Genomic DNA, 17,995 nt, shown 5'->3' on the forward strand with positions numbered 1-17,995 from the left:
TCCGCGGTCCTCACAGCGCGACCAGCACCTTGCCCCGGTGGTCCGACCGGTCGCGGTAGAGGCTTCCGTACGCGGCGGGGATGGCGTCGAAGCCGTGGTGGAGGGTGTGGTCGCAGACGACCTCTCCGCGCCGGACCCGGCCGCCCAGCTCCGCGTGGAGGTCCTTCCAGTTCTGCTCGGTGAACCACTCCAGCGAGAAGATGCCCCGCACCGTCGCGCGCGGGAACATCAGGTACGGCAGCAGGCGCGGGCCTGTGCCCTCGTTGCCGACCTGGGTCGCCCACTGCCAGCACACCGCCACCTGGCTGCCGACGTTGAGCATGGAGAACACCACGTCGGTGACGGTGCCGCCGAGGTTGTCGAAGTAGCGGTCGACCCCGTCGGGGGCCGCCCGGGTCAGCGCCTCGCGGACGGTGCCGGCGCTGTCGGTGTGCCGGTAGACGACGACCGTGTCGAAGCCGAGGCCGAGGAGGTACTCCGCCTTCTGCGGGGACGAGGTGGTCCCGACGACGCGGGCGCCCGCCAGCGCGGCGAGCTGGCCGACGAGCGCACCGACCGCACCGGAGGCCCCGCTGATGACGAAGGTGTCCCCCGGGGTCACCGTCATGTACTTGGCGAGGGTCCCCCAGGCCGTCATCCCCGGTCCGCCCATCACGCTCAGCGCGGTCGGGAGCGGCAGGGCGTCGTCGTACCACTGCGGGTCCAGCCTGCGGTAGGCCGGGAAGACCATGGGGAACGTGCCGGTCTGCCAGAGCTCGGCCTCCCCGGTGGAGACGACATGGGACCGCCAGCCGCCGAAGCCCTGCACGAGGTCGCCGACGCCGTGGGCGGCGCGCGGTCCGGCCTCGACGACCTCCATGATCGAGTCGGCGCCCATGTGGGTCCCGATCGGGGTGTCGAGGGCGATGCCCTGGAGGTAGGGGTCGACGGAGACGTACAGCGTGCGCAGGAGCATCTCGTCGGGGCCCAGGGTCACGTCGACGTTCTCGACGACCTTCTCGTAGACGCGGTCCACGTCGGGCACGCCCTCGACGTGCTCGCGGACCACCCATTTCTCGATCTTCATGTGCTCTTCCCTGTCGTCGGTACGGGGATGACGCGGTGGGTCGGCGGGGGCGTGGTGAGGTCGACCGACGCGGTGAAGGACTTGCCGTCGTCGCGGCAGATGAACTGCGTGACGTGGCGTCCGGCGGCGGCCGCCCGGATCAGCCCGCCGGTGGTGGCCCAGACGCCGGACTGGTAGAAGTTCGCCAGGCCCGGCAGCCCCGGCCCGTACTTCTTGACCAGCTCTTCGAGGGTCTCGCCGCTCTCCACGAACGGCTGCCAGCCCAGCACCGTGCCGTCGTAGTTGCCGGTGTAGCGGACCTGGGTGAGCGGGCTGGAGACGTCGCGTACGACGATGGCGTCGCGGATGCCCGGGAAGCGCTGCTCCAGGAAGTCCACGAGCGTCTCGCGTGCCCGTCGTTTGGCCGCGTAGTAGCCCCGGCCGTGGCGTACGGGCAGGGTGTGCAGCTCCTGGCCGCCACGGGAGCGGGTGACCTGTTCGGGGCCTTCGTCCAGAGCCCGCCAGGGGGCGATGTCGCAGAAGTAGGTGGCATAGACGACGGTGGTGCCGTCCGGGGAGAGTTCGGGGTAATGGCGGCTGCGGAACTGGACGTTGATGCTGGCGTGGCGGATGCCGGTGAGCTGCGCCGCCGTGGCCTCGTCGAGCAGGTAGGTCGTGCAGGGGTCCCCCTCCGGGAAGGGGCGGGAGAGGCCGAGGAAGAGGGTGAAGTACCCGGGGAAGACCATGCCGGGCTCATGGATGGTCCGGGTGTAGAGCTTGCGGTACTCCTCGCCGAGGTACTTGCCCTCCAGGAACTTCATGGTGGTGGTGTAGCCGTCGCAGGCGGAGACCACGATGTCCGCGCGCAGTTCGCGGCCGTCGCTGAGCCGGACGCCCACCGCGCGGTCGTCCTCGACGATGACCGTCTCGACCTTCGTGTTGTACGAGATCTCCCCGCCGAGCCGCCGGTAGCGGTCTTCGATCGACCGGGCGAGGCCGAGTGAGCCGCCTTCGGGGACACCCGCGGACAGGTTGGCGTGGGAGGCGAGCTGGAAGTGGAAGGGCAGGACGGGGAAGTTGGGGTGCTTCTCGTACAGGATGAAGTTGAAGGCCTCCCGCAGCAGCGGGTCCTTGAACTTCGCCGAGTAGTCGGCCATCAGAACGGTGATCGTGGTGCGGACTGCGTTGAAGTACGGCAGGAACGAGGCGAGCATCCGCCACCGTTCCACGCGGCCCATCAGGCCGACCGGCTTGAGGAACGGGTAAGCGGCAAGGGCCTTGCGGAAGCTGCGCAGTTGGGCGCAGAACCTGCGTACGGCACGGGCGTCGGCCGGCGAGATCCCGATGAGGTGGGCCTCCAGCCGGTCCGGGTCGGAGTAGAAGTGGACGGCCCGCCCGTCCTGTCCGCGCACGATGTTGAACACGTCGAAGTGGCGGATCTCCTTGCCCTGCAACGCGCCCAGCTCCAGCCAGATCTGGTGCATCTCGTTGCCGGGGCCGCTGCCGAGGAGCCAGCTGACGCAGGCGTCCAGGGTGAAGCCGCCGCGCTCCCAGGCGGTGCAGCAGCCGCCGGGCAGTTCGTGCATCTCCAGGATGTGGGTGCGGTAGCCGTTCATCCGGGCGTAGCAGCCGGTGGAGAGGCCGCCGAGGCCTCCGCCGATGATGATCATCGACTCACGGGGACGGCGGTCCCTGTCGGTCGTGGACGTGGTCATGAACTGGTGTCCTCCCGTGCTGACCACCGGTCGAGCTGGGGCAGATGTCCCAGCTTCCCGGTGTGCCAGGGCTCGGTGGCCTCGCTCTCCCACGCCCGGAATTCCAGGCCGAGTTCGCGGCAGAGGTACTGGACGGCGAACCGGCCGGTGGAGGCGGCGCGGATCAGGCCGCCCATGCCGACCCACTGCCCGGCCATGGAGAAGCCGGTGAGGCCGGGGAGCCGCATCCGGTCCTTCCCGACCAGGCGGGCGGAGACGTCGTCGGCGTCGGAGAAGGCCTTCCAGGCGAGGATGGAGCCGTTGTGGTTGCCGGTGTAGCGGTGGGTGGTGGCGGGTGAGGCCACGTCCACGAGGTCGATGCGGTCGTTGATGCCGGGGTGGCGGCGCTCCAGGAAGGTGCGGACGAAGTCGGCGACCTCGTGCTTGCGTTGCCGGTACTCCTTGCGGTCGCGGGTACGCAGCTCCTTCCAGTAGGCGTAGTCGCTGAAGTAGGTGCAGTGCAGGACGGAGCGGCCGGGGGGTGCGAAGCCGTCGGAGTAGCGGGAGCGCGCCTGGACGACCAGGCTGTTCTGCAGGGCACCCGGCAGGCCCTTCCCGTCCTCGTCGGACAGGAGGTGGGTGGTGCTGTGGGCCTCGCCGGGGTCGAAGTCGCCGCGCAGGCCGACGAAGGCGGAGACGACGGCGGGGAAGAGGGTGCCGGGGCGCTGGAGGAGGTCGGTGTAGAGCTTGTCGATCCTGGGGCCGGTGTAACGGCCGCCGAGCAGTCCGTGGACGGTGGTGTGGCCGTCGGCCGCGGAGACGACGTGCTCGGCGAAGTAACGCTTTCCGTTGCGGAGTTCGACGCCGATCGCCCGGTCGTTCTCGACCAGGACCTTCTCCGTACGGGCCCGGTAGGTGACATGCCCGCCCAGGCCGAGGTAGCGCTCTTCGATCGAGCGCGAGAGGCCGAGTGAACCGCCTTGTGGGAAACCGGCGTTGAGGTGGTACGCCGCCGCCATGTTGAACAGGTACGGCAGGAGCGGGAAGCCCTCCGGGTCCTGGAAGAAGATGTTGCGGAAGGCCCGGCGCAGCAGCGGGTCCTGGAACTTGTCGGCGAAGACGTGCATCGGCGTTGCCGCTGTCCGCCAGAACAGCCGGAAGGCCGGCAGCACCGTGCGCAGGGTGGCCGCGCGCTCCCGTACCGTCCGCAGGGCCGGTGCCGTCAGGAACGGGTACAGGTCGATGGCGATGAACCGCTTCAGATCGCGGGTGAAGGCCCGGATCAGGGGGGCGTCGGCGGGTGAGATCGCCAGCAGGTGGGCTTCCAGGCGGTCCGGGTCGTTGTAGAAGGTGACCGAACGGCCGCTCTCGTCCTCGACCTTGTTGAACAGCTCGAAGTTGGTGACGGTCTTGCCGTCGAGGGCGCCCAGCTCCCGCCAGACCTGGTGGGCGTCGTTGCCGGGCGCGGTGCCGATCAGCCACTCGATGCAGTAGTCGAAGAGGTACCCGTCGCGCGACCAGGCGGTGCAGCAGCCGCCGGGAAGGACGTGCTTCTCGAAGATCCGGGTCCTGGCGCCGCTCATCTGGGCGTAGCAGCCGGTGGAGAGGCCGGCCACGCCCGCGCCGATGATGATCACGCGGGGTGGTGTGCCGGGGGTGCGTTCGCGGCTGCTCCAGTCGTCGGGCGCGGTTCGGACGGTGCTCGGGTCATCCGCCATGGGCCGTGTCTCCCGTCAGTACGGTGCGGACCAGGGCGGCATTGCGGGCGAGGTGCTTGGGGTCGAGCATGTCGGCGTGGACGCCGGAGCCGCGCAGGACGACGGTGGTAGCGGTGGAGCTGCCGTGCCAGGTGCCGTGCTCGCCCGCCGCGTACAGGGCGGTCTTCTCCTCGTCGGTGATCACGCTGACCGGCGCGCTCACCGTTCCGGTGTTGGGGGTGCGGCCGCAGAAGGAGAGGTACTCAGCGGCGTGCGCGAGGGTTTCCTGGGCGACGGCGTCCGACCCGGTGTGTTTGCGCAGGTGGTCGGCGAGTTCAGCCTCGAAGACACGGATCCCCTCGTCCCCGGGCTCGTAACGCTCCATGATGCGGCGGGAGTCGAGGATGACGACATGGCCCACCCGCCGCCCGCGCCGCTCCAGCTCCTTCGCTGTCTCGAAGGCGAGGTTGCCACCGAGGGAGTAACCGAGGAGCAGGCAGGCCCCCTCGGGCCGGGCGGCCTCGATCAGGTCGGCGTACCGCGCCACCTTGTCGTCACCCGGGAGGTAGTTGAAGCCGATGACGGCGTACTCCGGGAGCTGGGCGGCCATGCCCCGGTAGACGAGTCCGTGGCCGCCGGCGGGCGGGAAGCAGAAGAGGTGCGGCGCCTGCCCGGAGTTGAAGGTCAGGTAGGGCAGTTCTTCGGTGCTGGTGCTGTGCAGGACCTCCTGGACGGTGGCGGCCATGCCGTGGAGGGTGGTGACCTGGTAGAGGCGGCTGACGGGGACGCTGACGCCGAACTCGGTGCGCAGGTGGTGGAGAAGCTCGATGAGCTTGATGGAGGAGCCGCCCATTTCGAAGAAGTCGTCCTCCAGGCCCACCTCTTCGAGCCCCAGCAGCGCCTTCCAGTGCCGGGCCACGCCCCTCTCGTAGAGCGTCACCGGCTCCTCGTGGGGGCGCTCGCCGGTCTCGGCGCGGGGTGCGGGCAGAGCGGCGGTGTCAATCTTGCCGTTGGCGGTGAGCGGGAGGGCGGGCAGCTCGACGACGTACGACGGGATCATGTACGAGGGCAGTGAGCCGGCCAGGTGGCGGCGCAGGGCCCGCCGGTCGAGGGCGGTGCCCGGTGTCGCCGGTACGCAGTAGGCGCAGAGCGCGGCCTCTCCCCCGGTGTCCGTGGTGACGGTGACGACGGCCCGGGCGAGCGGGGGCCACTGGGCGAGGTGGGCCTCGATCTCGCCGATCTCGATTCGGTGGCCGCGCAGCTTGACCTGACTGTCCGTTCGGCCGAGCAGATGGACACGGCCGTGGGCGTCCCAGCGGGCGATGTCGCCGGTCCGGTAGAGCCGCTCGGGCCGGGCGCCCGGACCCTTGCCGAGCCTACGGGTGACGAAGCGGTCCGCCGTCTGCCCGGGGTCTCCGGCATAGCCGAGCGCGACACCGTCACCGCCGATCCAGAGCTCGCCGGGGACGCCGGGCGGGACGGGTTCGCCGTGGGCGTCCAGGACGTGGAGGGTGCTGTTGGGCAGGGGCCGGCCGATCGGGACCATCAGACCGGGTTCCAGGTCGTCGACGGGCCCCTCGAAGAAGGCGCTGTCGATGGTCGCCTCGGTGAGGCCGTAGGAGTTGACGAGCCGCGTCGCCGGACCGCACAGCTCGCTCAGCCTCTGGTACTCCGCCACCTTCCAGGCGTCCGAACCGACCACCAGCAGCCGCAGGAAGTCCAGCCGCAGCCGCTCCCGTACGCAGTGGTCCATCAGCCCCCGCACCACCGCCGGGACGAACTCGGCGCAGTCGACGCGCTCCTGACGCATGGTCCGGTACAGCCGGGGGGTGTCGAAGAGCAGGTCGCGGTCGGCCAGGACGAGGTTGCCGCCCGAGCAGAGGGCGCGGACCAGGTCGCCGGTGAACACGTCGAAGGACGGCTCGGCCATCTGGAGGTGCACCCGGACGTCCGTCTCCAGCCGGTACGCCTGGCGCCACGCCCCGTACGCGGAGGCGAGGTTGCGGTGGCTGACGCGGACGGCCTTGGGGCGGCCGGTGGAGCCGGAGGTGGTGATGACGTACGCGGTCGAGTCCGGGGCCGTGTCATGCCGGGGGCCGTCCGGGTGCGGCTCGGTGGCGTGCAGGGCGTCGAGGGTCAGGGTGATGACCGGCAGGGCTGCGGTCCCCTCGCGTGCGGGCTCGCCGGAGACGATGACGAGGCCCGCTCCGGTGGCCCGGACGAGGTGGGCGATGCGGTCGGCGGGCTGGCCGGGCCGCAGCGGCAGGTAGGCGCCGCCGGCCTTGAGGACGGCGAGCAGGGTGACGATCAGCTCCGGCGACTTGTCCAGGCAGACGACGACCACCGAGCCGGCGGTGACGCCCAGGGTGCGCAGCCGGGCGGCCGTGTCGGCGGCCCGCCGCTCCAGCTCCCCGTAAGTCAGCCGGCGGGCGCCACCGCCCGGGAGCGGCATGGTGACGGCGACCGAGCCGGGGCGTGCGGCGGCGACCTCGCCGACCAGCTCATGGACCGGGGTGAAGGGGGCATCCGCGGCGGCCGTGGGCAGAGCGGGGCGGCTCCACTCCCCCACCAGCTGCTCCCGTTCGGCCTCGTCCAGCATCTCCAGCCGCGAGGCGGGGTGCTCGCCGGGCGCCCGGGTCATGTGGTCGAGCAGGCGGGTGTAGTGGGCGGCCATGCGGCGCATGGTCTGCGGGAGGAAGAGGTCGGTGTTGTACTTGAAGACGCAGTGGAAGCGGTGTTCCGCCTCGTCCTCGTAGGCGGAGAGCGTGATGTCGAACTGGCCTTCCTCCTCCGGCAGTTCGATGTACTCCAGCCGGTAGCCGTACTGCTCGGTGGCGACCTTGTGGGTGAGGAGGATGAACATCGCCTGGAAGACGGCCGAGCGGCTGGGGTCGTGCTGGAGGCCGAGCTGGTCGACGAGCAGGACGAACGGGTACTCCTGGTTGTCCAGGCCGCCGAGGACGGTCCGGCGGACCTGTTCCAGGAGGTCCGCCACGCTCGGGTCGCCGGTGAGGTCGGCGTGGAGCGGGAGCGGGTTGACGAAGTAGCCGTAGACGGAGGCGAAGTCCTGCCGCGTCCGGCCGGTCACCGGGGAGCCGACGACGATGTGGTCCTGACCGGAGTAGCGGTGGAGCAGCAGGTAGTAGGCGCTCAGCAGCACCATGAACGGCGTGACGTTGTGGGCTCGGGCCAAGGCATGCACCCGGGCGCTGAGTTCGGTGTCCAGCACGAAGAACTCGGAGGCGCCGTTGTGTGTCTGGACGGCCGGGCGCGGCTTGTCGACGGGGAGGTCGAGGAGGGGGACCTCGGTGGGGAGGTGGGAGCGCCAGTAGTCCAGCATTCCGGCGGCCTCGCGTCCGGCGAGGAAGGTGTTCTGCTGGTTGAGGAAGTCGAGGTAGCGGGCTTCCACGGGCGGGAGTTGGGGTTCGCGGCCCTGGCGCAGGGCTTCGTAGACCTGGAAGAGCTCCTCGATGAAGGTGAACGTGGAGATGGCGTCCGAGACGATGTGGTGGACGGCCTTCATGATGACCCAGCGGTCGTGCCCGCGCTTGAAGAGGCGGAAGCGGACGAGCGGGTCGTGGGCGAGGTCGTACGGTTTGCGGTACTCGGCGACGATGGTGGCGTGGATGGTCTCCCAGTCCTCGCCCTGGACGTCGAAGAGGGCGAGGTCGGGTTCGGCGTCCTCGGAGACCCGCTGCACGGCCTGCCCGTCCTCCAGCAGGAAGTTGGTGCGCAGAGCGGGGTGGCGGGCGATGAGCCGGCGGACGGCCTCGAACATCAGGTCCGGTTCGAGGGCGACGTTCACCTCGACGGCTCCGCCGATGTTGTAGGCGTACCCGTCGGGGTTGAGGTGCTTGAGGAACCAGAGTGCCTTCTGGTTCTGGGTGAGCGGGAAGCGCGCGGGGTCGTCGTGGAGCTCGACGGTCCGGCCGGTGGTGTCGGGCCCGTCGGCCGAGGCGAGCTCCGCCAGGCCGTCGTGGAGCTGTGCGGCCAGCTCTCCGGCCGGCGTCCCGCTGAGCAGGGCGACCACGGGGAGGGCGACGCCGAGTTCGGCGTGGATGCGGGCGCGCAGTTCCATGGCCAGCAGGGAGTCGAGCCCCAGGTGGCCGAGGCCTTCGGCGGGGTCGATGCGGTCGGTGGCGGTGCGCAGGACGGCGGCGGAGAGGGCGGCGAAGCGGTCGGCGACCAGGGAGCGGCGGGTCTGCTCGTCGGCGGTACGGAAGGTGTCGAGGAAGCCGTTGCCCTGGGTGGCGGCCGGGGGCGGGGCGGCCGCCGCGGCCAGGGCGGTGACGAGCGGGGGCGGGGAGGGGTACCAGGCGAGGAAGGTGGGCCAGTCGACGACGGTGGCGACGACCAGTTGGGCGTGGTCCTGGCCGATGACGCGTTCCAGGACGGCCATGCCGGCGTCGGGGGCCAGGGAGCTCATGCCGCGGCTGTGCAGGTAGTGGTCGACCAGGCCGAGTTCCTCGATCATGCCGGTGGCCCAGGGGCCCCAGTCGAGGCTGAGCGCGGGCAGTCCCTGGGCGCGGCGGTGGTGGGCCAGGGCGTCCAGGAAGGCGTTGCCCGCCGCGTAGTTGGTCTGCCCGGCGGTGGTGAGCAGGGAGGCGATGGAGGCGAAGAGGACGAAGTGGTCGAGGGGTTCGTCCCGCAGGTGCCGGTGGAGGAGGTAGGCGCCGACGGTCTTGGGATCGTGGACGGCGTCGAAGGCGGGCCGGTCCAGGTCGGTGACCAGGGTGTCGCGGACCTGGCCGGCGAGATGGAACACTCCGCGCACGGGCGGGGACCCGGTGCGCCGGTGGGCGTCGAGCCAGCCGGTCAGGGCGGACTCGTCGGTGATGTCGAGGGGGGCCAGGACGGCCTGGGCGCCGAGCGCCTCCAGCTCACGGAGCAGGCCCACCGCCCGGCCTTCGGCAGTCGCGGGGTCGGTGGATGCCCATTTCTCTCGGGCGGGCACCGGCGTACGCCCCACCAGGATGAGCCTGCGGGCCCCTCGCCGGACGAGGGTGCGGCAGAGCAGCCGGCCGAGTGCGCCGAAGGCCCCGGTCACCAGGTAGCTGCCGTCGGCCCGCAGCCGTAGCGGCAGCGGCCGGGTGAGGCCCTCGGCCGGGCGGAGGCGGCTGGTGCGGCGTACGCCGTCGCGCAGGGCGATCTCCTCCTCGTCGTCGGCCAGCGCCTCGCGCAGGAGTGCCTCCGCCTCGGCGATGGCTCCCTCCGGGCCGGGGCGCCGCTCGGGGTCGAGGTCGATCAACTTGCCGGGGTGGTCGGTGAGTTCCTGGTGGCGCAGGACGCGGCCGACGCCCCAGGCGGGGGCCCCGAGCGGTTCGACGGGCTCGTCGGGCAGGACGGGCTGGGCACCCCGGGTGACGATGTGCAGCCTGCCTCCGGAGCCGCGGGCGAGGAGGGTCCGGGCCAGGGCGATCAGGGAGTACGAGCCCGGGCCGGCGTGGTCGCGTACGGCCTGCCGGTCGCAGGCGGCGAGGGAGGGCCGGTCGAGGTTCCACAGGTGCAGGACGGCCCCGCGGAACGGCTCGCCGTCCCGGTCCAACTCGGCGAAGAGGCGCTCCAGGTCGGCGGCGGACCCCGGGTCGACGGTGAAGGAACCGTCCGGGCCCGCTCCGGCGTACGCCTCACCCCGGCGCACCAGGTGGCAGCGCTCGCCCCGGGCGGCGGCGAGGGTGGCGAAGGCGTCGGCGATGCCCTGGGTGTCGGCGAGGACCAGCCAGCCGTGGTCCCGGGCCGCTATGACGGCAGGCGCGAGCGGGTCCGCCTCCGCCAGGTCCGGGCGTTCCGTCCAAACGGTCTCCGCGAGCCAGGAGTCGATCGTGGTCCGGGCCACTGCGGTGGCCGCCTTCTCCACATCGGCGGCCCGGAACCCCTCGATCCGGCCCAGCGGCGCTCCGTCGTCGGCATACACGGCGATGTCCCCGAGCGTGGTGTCCGCGTCGGCGGGGCGCACGGTGGCGTGCACCCAGAGCGGCTGGTCACCGACCGGTTCGAGGGCGACCTCGGCCAGCGAGAGCGGCAGCCTGATGCCGGCCCCCGGTGCCGGGTCCTGGAGGAGCTGCGGGGTCAGCAGCGCCTGGAAGCAGGCGTCGAGGAGGACCGGGTGGAGGTGGTGGCCTGCGGCGTCGACCGCTTCCGGGGGGCGGATCCGGGCGAGGACCTCCCCGGTGCCGATCCACACCTCCTCGATGGCCCGGAAGGCGGGTCCGTAGTGGTAGCCGAGCCCGGCCAGCGCGGCGTAGCAGTCGGGGCCGTCGAGCCGGCGGACGGTGCGGGCCCGGATCGCGGCGGCGTCGAGCGGCGCGCCGGTCCTGCGGCGCTGCCCGGTGCGGACGATTCCGCTCGCGTGGACGGTCCGCTCCCCGTCGTCCCCGGTGGCGGGCGAGGCGATCGTGAAGGCCGCGTCCTCCAGGGAGAGCGATACCTCCACGGTCCGGTCCTCGCCGTCCGGGAGGAAGAGTGCTTTGCGGAGGTCGATGTCGGCGAGGACAGCGGTGGTGGAGCCGGTGAGCCGCAGGGCGGCCTGGGTCGCCATCTCGATGTAGCCGGCGGCGGGGAACACCACGGTGTCCTGGATGCGGTGGTCGGCCAGGTAGGGCAGGGACTCGGTGTCCAGGCGGGCCTGCCAGGCCGGTTCGGTGCGGTCGGTGCGGCGGCCGAGGAGCGGGTGGTCGACCTGGCCCAGGCGGACCTGGGCGACGGCCGGGGGCTCGGTCCAGTGCCGGTCGCGCCGGAAGGGGTGAGGGGGCAGGGTGACCGGCCGCCCGGCGGGCTGGAGGACGTCCCAGTCGATGTCGGCGCCCAGGTTGTGAAGGGAGGCGAGGGAGAGCGCGAACCGCTCGCTCTCGTCCTCCTGGCGGCGGATCGAGGGGAGCGTCAGCCCGGTCGCCCCGGTGGCCTCCAGGCACTCGCGGATCGCGTGGCCGAGGACGGGGTGCGGGCCGATCTCCAGGAACACCTGGTGCCCGTCGCCTGCGAGGCGGTCGACGGCGGCCCGGAACCGTACCCGGTCGCGTACGTTCCGCCACCAGTAGGCGGCGCCCAACTCGCTTCCCTGGGCCACCCCTTCGGAGCCGGTCAGGTAGAGCGGAAGCTGAGCCGGACGCGGCTTCAAGGGGGCCAGTGCCCTGAGCAGTTCGTCCTTGATCCGCTCCATGCCGACGCTGTGGTACGGAACTTGTACGGTAAGGAACTTGGCGAACAGCTGCTCAGCCTTCAACTCCTCGGCCAGCAGCCCCAGGGCCTCCGCCTCCCCGGCCAGCGTGAGAGAGGTGGGGCTGTTGACGGCGGCGATGGAGACCCGGTCCCGGTAGGGCCGCACCCGGCGTTCCGCCTCGTCCTCCGTCAGGCTCACCGCGAGCATGGTGCCCGTCCCGGCAAGGGTCTGCTGGAGGCGGCTGCGGTGCACCGCGATCCGGGCCGCGTCCTGGAGGGAGTAGACACCCGCCTCGTAGAAGGCGGCGATCTCCCCGGTGCTGTGCCCGACGACGGCGTCCGGGCGCACGCCGTACGACCTCCACAGGGCCGCGAGGCCGACCTGGAGGGCGAAGTTGGCGGGCTGCGCGAGCCAGGTCTCGTCCATGCGGGAGACGGATTCGCCGGCGGTCAGCTCCTCGATCAGGGACCAGTCGGCGAACTCCCGCAGGGCCCGGTCGCATCGGGTGACAGCCTCACGGAACACCGGCTCCTGGTCGAGGAGTTGGCGGCCCATCCCCCACCACTGGGGGCCCATGCCGGTGAAGACCCAGACCAGGCGCCGAGCTTCGGCGTCCCGTGCGCGGTCCTGGACGATCCGGGGGTGGCTCTCGCCGCGCAGGTGGGCGGCGAGCGCCTCGTCGAGGGAGGCGCGGGAGGTGTGGACGACGGAGAGCCGGTGCGGGAGGTGCTGGCGGCGGTGGGCCAGGGTGTGGCCGAGGTCGGACAGGGCCACGGCCGGGCCGTTCTCGCCGGCCAGCTCGGCGCGGATGCCGGCGGCCAGCTCCGGGAGCGCGTCCGGGTGCCGGGCACTCAGCGGCAGGATGCTCCAGGCCCGTGTGGCGGGGGCGGCCTCATCGGCGGGCGGTGGGGCCTCCTCCAGGACGACGTGGGCGTTGGTGCCGCCGAACCCGAACGAGTTCACACCCGCCCGGGCGGGCCCGTCGTGCTCGGGCCAGGGGGTCGGCCGGGTGGGGATCTCGTACGGCAGGGTGGCCTGGTCGATGGCGGGGTTGAGGCGCTCCAGGTTGATGTGGGGCGGGATGTGCCGGTGCTGGAGGCTGAGGACGGTCTTGATCAGCCCGGCGATCCCGGCGGCGGCCTCGGTGTGCCCGATGTTGGTCTTCACGGAGCCGACGTACGCGCGGGCGCCCGGCTTGCGCCCGACGGCCAGGGCGCGGGCCAGGGCTCCCGCCTCGATCGGGTCGCCGACCGGGGTGGAGGTGCCGTGCGCCTCCATGTACTGGAGCTCGCCGGGGGTGATGCCGGCCTCGGCGCAGACGCGGTGGATGAGGGAGACCTGGGCATCGGGGTTGGGCACGGTGATGCCGTTGGTGTGGCCGTCCTGGTTGACCCCGCTGCCGAGGATCACCGCGTGGATCCGGTCTCCGTCCCGGACGGCGTCCTCCAGCCGCTTCAGCGCGACAAGGCCGACGCCCTCGGCCCGTACATAGCCGTCGGCGGCGGCGTCGAACGTACGGGAGCGGCCCTCGGGTGACAGGAAGCCGCCCTTCGTCTCGGCGATCGTGTACTGCGGGGTCAGGTGCAGCAGGGTGCCGCCGGCGAGCGCGAGATCAGTCTCGCCGCGGCTCAGGGCCTGGCAGGCGAGGTGGACGGCGACCAGGGAGGAGCTGCACGCGGTGTCGATGGAGAGGCTGGGGCCGCGGAAGTCGAAGCAGTACGAGATCCGGTTCGACACCATCGTCATCATGGTCCCGGTCGCGGTGTGCGCGGCCAGCGAGGTGAAGCCCAGGTCGGCGAACTGGAGGATCTTGTAGTCGAGAGTGAACGCGCCGACGTAGACGGCGACGTTCTCCCCGGCCAGGTCGGCGGGGCGCTGGCCGCCGTCCTCCAGCGTCTCCCAGGCAACCTCCAGCAGTTTTCGCTGCTGGGGGTCCATGTGGTCGGCCTCGCGGGGGCTGATGCCGAAGAACGCGGGGTCGAACTCGTCGAATCCGTCGATGTATCCGCCGCGGCCGCCGACGAGGCGCCCGGGTTTGTCGCGGAACCGGCTGCCGAGGGTGGTGACGTCGTACCGGTCGGGCGGTGTGGGCGTGATGCAGTCCTTGCCCGCCATCAGGTTCCGCCAGAAGGTCCGGTGGTCCGAGGCGCCGCCGGGGAGGCGGCACCCCATGCCGATGATCGCCACCTTCTGACGTAACGCGTGGGTGTGCGCGTCGTTCGCGTCGGCCATGTCGAACTCCTCAAGTCGTCGTGGTGCGGCGGGAGATGGCTGGGTCGAGGTGCGGTTCGGTCAGTCCGTGCCCGGAGCGGGTCCCGGCCGTCGCCGCCAGGGGTGGAGGAAGCCTGCGAGGATCTCTCCGGTGCCGGGGAAGGAGGACGGGTCGTGGAGGCCGACGGCCGCGGGTTCGCGGCCGGGGCGCCAGGTGAAGCTGCCGAAGAGGTGGTCCCAGCACGAGAGGTCGGAGCCGTAGTGGCCGGCTTCGGACAGGTCGGTGCTGTGGTGCAGGCGGTGCTGCTCGGGGCTGGCCAGCAGATGGTTGAACCGGCCGATGCGGACGTCGATGTTGGCGTGGACGAAATAGCCCTGGGCGACGACGAAGAGCCCCGTCACCAGCACGGCCCAGCGGGAGAATCCGGCCAGGGCCAGGGTCAGCTGGACGAGGCTCTGGGCGAGCACGATGTCCAGCACGTGGTTGACGCCGTTGTTGGCGACGTTGACCTTCTGCGGCACGTGGTGCACCCCGTGCAGGCGCCACAGGAGGGCGCTGGTGTGGCCCAGCCGGTGCACCAGGTAGCTGACGAGCGATCCGGCGAGCAGTGCGCCCGGGATCTCGGCCCAGAGGTGGTGGCCCCGCTCGTGGGCCGAGATCCACCCCACGGCTGCCGTGACGAGTAGTTGCGCCAGTCCGCTTCCGGCCATGGTGAGCAGAAAATAGATGCCGTACCAGCGCCACTCCTCCTTTCCGGGATGCCAGGTCCGGTCATAGGGAATCAGCTGTTCGAGAATGGCCAGATACGTGAGGGTCCCGACGAGGAAAAGAGGGCTCACGATGGCCGGATCCCAGCGTATAACCAATGCGGACGCGCCAACCAGGACGACGGCCAGCAAGAGGAACGGATAGGCGGTCGCACGGAGGACGGAAGCCGGGGAGATGCCGACCGCACTTTTCCCGTCGCCCGAATATCCAACCGAATCGATTTCGCCATCGAAGGAATCGGTCTCGCCATCGGCGGACCGTTCGCACTCGTCCATCCGTGACCCTCCACAGGAGATGTGATCTAGGAGAGAACATCGCATCGGCGCAGTTCAAGGGCGCCCGAGGGGTTGATGGGCACCCCGGGGCGTGAGCAGCGGCTCATGTACCGATCGATTCCGGACACCCGGCTCCGCCGCAACGGACCGTGGCGTGAACCGATGCCCCCCAGCTCCATCGGCCCAGATCATTCATTTCCGATTCCCACGGCTTTAACCACCGCCTCGTCACCGAATTGCCGAGGAAAATGCGCGGGGCCGGGGAATGCGAGAAATCTTTCACGGCGCCTAGGCGAGTAAATTTGTATGAGGAATTCCCTCGTAGGATGATCCCTGTGTCGTGTGACGGGCGCGTGAACGCGCGCCGCGACGTGCGTGCGTACGCGGCGGCGCACTCCCGGCCGTGGGCGGTGCGCCCGCGCACCGGTCGGCGCGAGGCGTCGTCCTTTCACGGGTGGGGGCTCCCTGCGATGATCGGCGCCGAACCGCGCACCCGCCCCGGGGCGGGTGCGCGGCGACCGACCGTCGGCGCACCACGACCGTGATCCGGTCCGGGCGCCCCCGAGCGAGGGAGCCTCCTTGAGTTACGACGTCAGCACATTGCGCGCGCAGTTCCCCGCCCTCCGGGCCGGCACGGCGCACTTCGACGGGCCCGGCGGTACGCAGACCCCGGCGCCCGTCATCGCGGCCTTCACCGAGGCGCTGAGCCGGCCGCTGTCGATCCGCGGCACCACCCTGCCCGGGGAGATACACGCCGAGACGATCGTCGGCGACTTCAGACAGGCGTTGGCGGATCTGCTGGGCGCGGACCCGGGCGGGATCGTCCACGGACGCAGCTCGACCCAGCTCACGTACGACATCTCCCGCATCCTGTCGAGGAGTTGGGCTCCGGGGGACGAGGTGGTCGTCAGTCGGCTGGACCACGACTCCAACATCCGCCCCTGGGTGCAGGCGGCCGAGCGGGCCGGTGCGGTGGTGCGGTGGGCGGAGTTCGACCCGGCCACCGGGGAACTGCCCACGGAGGCCGTCGGGGCACTGCTGACCGAGCGGACCCGGCTGGTCGCGGTGACCGGGGCCTCCAACCTGATCGGCACCCGGCCCGATGTCACCGCGATCGGGGAGCTGGTCCACCGGGCCGGTGCCCTGTTCCACGTCGACGGGGTGCACCTGACGGCGCACGACTTCATGGATGTGGAGCGGATCGGCGCCGACTTCTTCGTCTGCTCGCCGTACAAGTTCTTCGGCCCCCACCACGGCGTGCTCGCCGCCCGCCCGGAGCTGCTGGAAACCCTGCGGCCCGACAAGCTGGTGCCGTCCAGCGACGCCGTGCCCGAGCGCTTCGAGCTCGGCACTCTCCCGTACGAGTCGCTGGCGGCCACCCGCGCCGCCGTCGACTTCATCGCGGACCTGGGCGCCGACGGTACGGCGGGCGGGCGGCGGGACCGGCTGCGGTCCGCCTACGCGGCGATCGAGGCCCACGAGAGCGCCCTGCTGGAGGTGGCAGAGAAGGCGCTGGGCGAGCTGGGCGGGGTGACGGTGCACTCCCGGGCGGCCGAGCGGACACCCACGCTGCTGCTCACCTTCGAGGGCCGGGACGCCTCGGACGCGTACCGCTTCCTCGCCCGCTCCGGCGTCCACGCCCCGGCGGGTTCCTTCTACGCCCTGGAGGCCTCCCGCCACCTGGGCCTCGGCGACGACGGCGGCCTGCGCGTGGGGCTGTCCCCGTACAACGACACGGACGACGTGGAGCGGTTGCTGGCGGGGCTGGCGGAGTTCCTGAGCTGAGGGGCGGGGTTCGGGGTCCGCTCGGTGAGGTGGGGGCGGCGGGGAGGGCTGAGGACTTCGTGCTCGTCCTCACAGCGGAAGGCCTCCCCCACGAGCCCGGCATGATCCAGACGAGAGGCCCTAGGTGAACAGTTCCACGCTGATGTGTGGGGACAGCGCCCGGAGGAAGTCGGGCGCGTCGAACATCCTGCCCGCCGAGGCGACGCCGACCGCGCGGGTGCGTCCCGTCAGGACGCGCTCGGCCGCTTCCACCACCAGAGGTGCGGTGACGGCGTAGATGTCCTGCCCCCGGGCGACGGCCCGCCGTTCGGCTCCGCCCGAGCGGACCACCACGTCGACGAGGAAGGTCTGGTCGGAGCGCCCCCGCTCGTCGACCGCCGCCGGTGCCGGTGTGTCCGGGGAGGAGAGGTCGCGGGCCGCCTCGGCCGTCATGTAGGTGCGGACCTCGGGGACGGCCAGGTGGCTCGGTACGGTCACGACGTCGGCCATCGTGAACTCCCCGATCACCGTGCGCGGGCCCAGCGGTTCGGGGAAGGGCCACTCCAGGGTGGGCGGTGCGTCGTCACGGTGCTCCAACCGCCCTTCGGTGTAGCGGATGCGCCGGCCGGCGCCCCGCCGCTCCCGGGAGACCGCGCCCGCCGTACGGGTCCCGGCGGTGGGGTGCCAGCTGCTCAGCCCGTACGCGATGTGCACCTCGTCGGCGGCTGTCCAGTCGCCCATCGCCGCGGTGGCCAGCAGATCCCCGAAGCCGCCGAAGAAGGCCATCGCCGGGACGATCAACGCCTGCGATGCATGGGCCCGTTCGGCGTAGTGCGCGAAGGTGTCGAGGTTGGCCTCGATCTCGGCCGCCACGTCCAGATAGGGGGTACCCGCTCGCAGGGCCGCCTCGATCACCGGGGCCGCCGTGGTGGCGAAGGGGCCGGCGCAGTTGATGACGGCCGCCGCGCCGATGAGGGCCCGGTCGACCGAGGCGGGGTCGTCGGCCGACGCCGTACGGATGTCCGGCGCGGTTCCGTACGCTCCGGCTGCGCGGCCGTCGGTTCCGTACGCCCCGGCCGCACGGTCCTCGGTTCCGTACGCCCCGGTCCCGTGTGCCTCCGTGCCGTACGCCAGTGCCTTCAGCTTCTCGGGGTCGCGGCCGACGAGAACGGGGCGGAATCCGCGCGCCCTCAGCTCCGCCACCACGAACCGCCCGGTGTGTCCGTAGGCGCCGAAGACCGCCACCGTCCGGTCCGATCCCATGAGTTGTCCCCTTGCCCTCGTTCGTGGATGATCCGCAGCCGCGGCTCTGCCGCCCCGACTTCCCGTCACCGACATCCTGGCCGGAGGCGGTCGTCCACCGCGACGGTCCGGAACGCCC

At 71.6% G+C, this 17,995-nt stretch carries 7 protein-coding genes; 1 reads left to right on the top strand and 6 read right to left on the bottom strand.

The features are described from left to right. Nucleotides 1-10: 10 nt before the first annotated feature. Genes IF17_RS0130565 through IF17_RS0130585 form a run of 5 tightly spaced genes read right to left on the bottom strand, consistent with a single transcriptional unit; the run spans nt 11 to nt 14,850 of the window. Entirely contained in the window at nt 11-1,066 is a 1,056-nt protein-coding gene (locus IF17_RS0130565; protein ID WP_030572893.1) for an MDR family NADP-dependent oxidoreductase, read from the bottom strand. Next, complete coding sequence (locus IF17_RS0130570; RefSeq protein WP_030572895.1) at nt 1,063-2,760, bottom strand: phytoene desaturase family protein; 1,698 nt, start codon at nt 2,758-2,760, stop codon at nt 1,063-1,065. The genes IF17_RS0130565 and IF17_RS0130570 overlap by 4 nt, the downstream gene beginning before the upstream one ends. Next, nucleotides 2,757-4,457 carry a phytoene desaturase family protein gene (locus tag IF17_RS0130575; RefSeq protein WP_030572896.1) on the bottom strand — a complete coding sequence of 567 codons (1,701 nt, stop codon included), beginning with the start codon at nt 4,455-4,457 and terminating at the stop codon, nt 2,757-2,759. Before IF17_RS0130575 ends, IF17_RS0130570 begins: the two co-directional genes overlap by 4 nt. Continuing rightward, complete coding sequence (locus tag IF17_RS0130580) at nt 4,447-13,827, bottom strand: non-ribosomal peptide synthetase/type I polyketide synthase (protein WP_030572898.1); 9,381 nt, start codon at nt 13,825-13,827, stop codon at nt 4,447-4,449. The genes IF17_RS0130575 and IF17_RS0130580 overlap by 11 nt, the downstream gene beginning before the upstream one ends. Before the next feature lie 60 nt (nt 13,828-13,887). After that, a complete protein-coding gene (locus IF17_RS0130585; protein ID WP_030572900.1) occupies nt 13,888-14,850 on the bottom strand; it encodes a sterol desaturase family protein in 963 nt (320 codons plus the stop codon). A gap of 579 nt (nt 14,851-15,429) precedes the next feature. On the opposite strand from IF17_RS0130585, the gene IF17_RS0130590 reads away from it, so the two are divergent. Beyond that, on the top strand, nt 15,430-16,635 hold the full coding sequence (locus IF17_RS0130590) for a cysteine desulfurase-like protein (RefSeq protein WP_030572903.1): 1,206 nt from the start codon (nt 15,430-15,432) through the stop codon (nt 16,633-16,635). Between the two features lie 120 nt (nt 16,636-16,755). Here the strand turns inward: IF17_RS0130590 and IF17_RS0130595 are convergent, their stop codons facing one another. Beyond that, nucleotides 16,756-17,877, bottom strand: a complete 1,122-nt coding sequence (locus tag IF17_RS0130595; protein WP_030572906.1) for a saccharopine dehydrogenase family protein — start codon at nt 17,875-17,877, stop codon at nt 16,756-16,758. Nucleotides 17,878-17,995 lie beyond the last annotated feature (118 nt).

This window comes from Streptomyces cyaneofuscatus, from assembly GCF_000718135.1.
GTDB lineage: Bacteria > Actinomycetota > Actinomycetes > Streptomycetales > Streptomycetaceae > Streptomyces > Streptomyces cyaneofuscatus.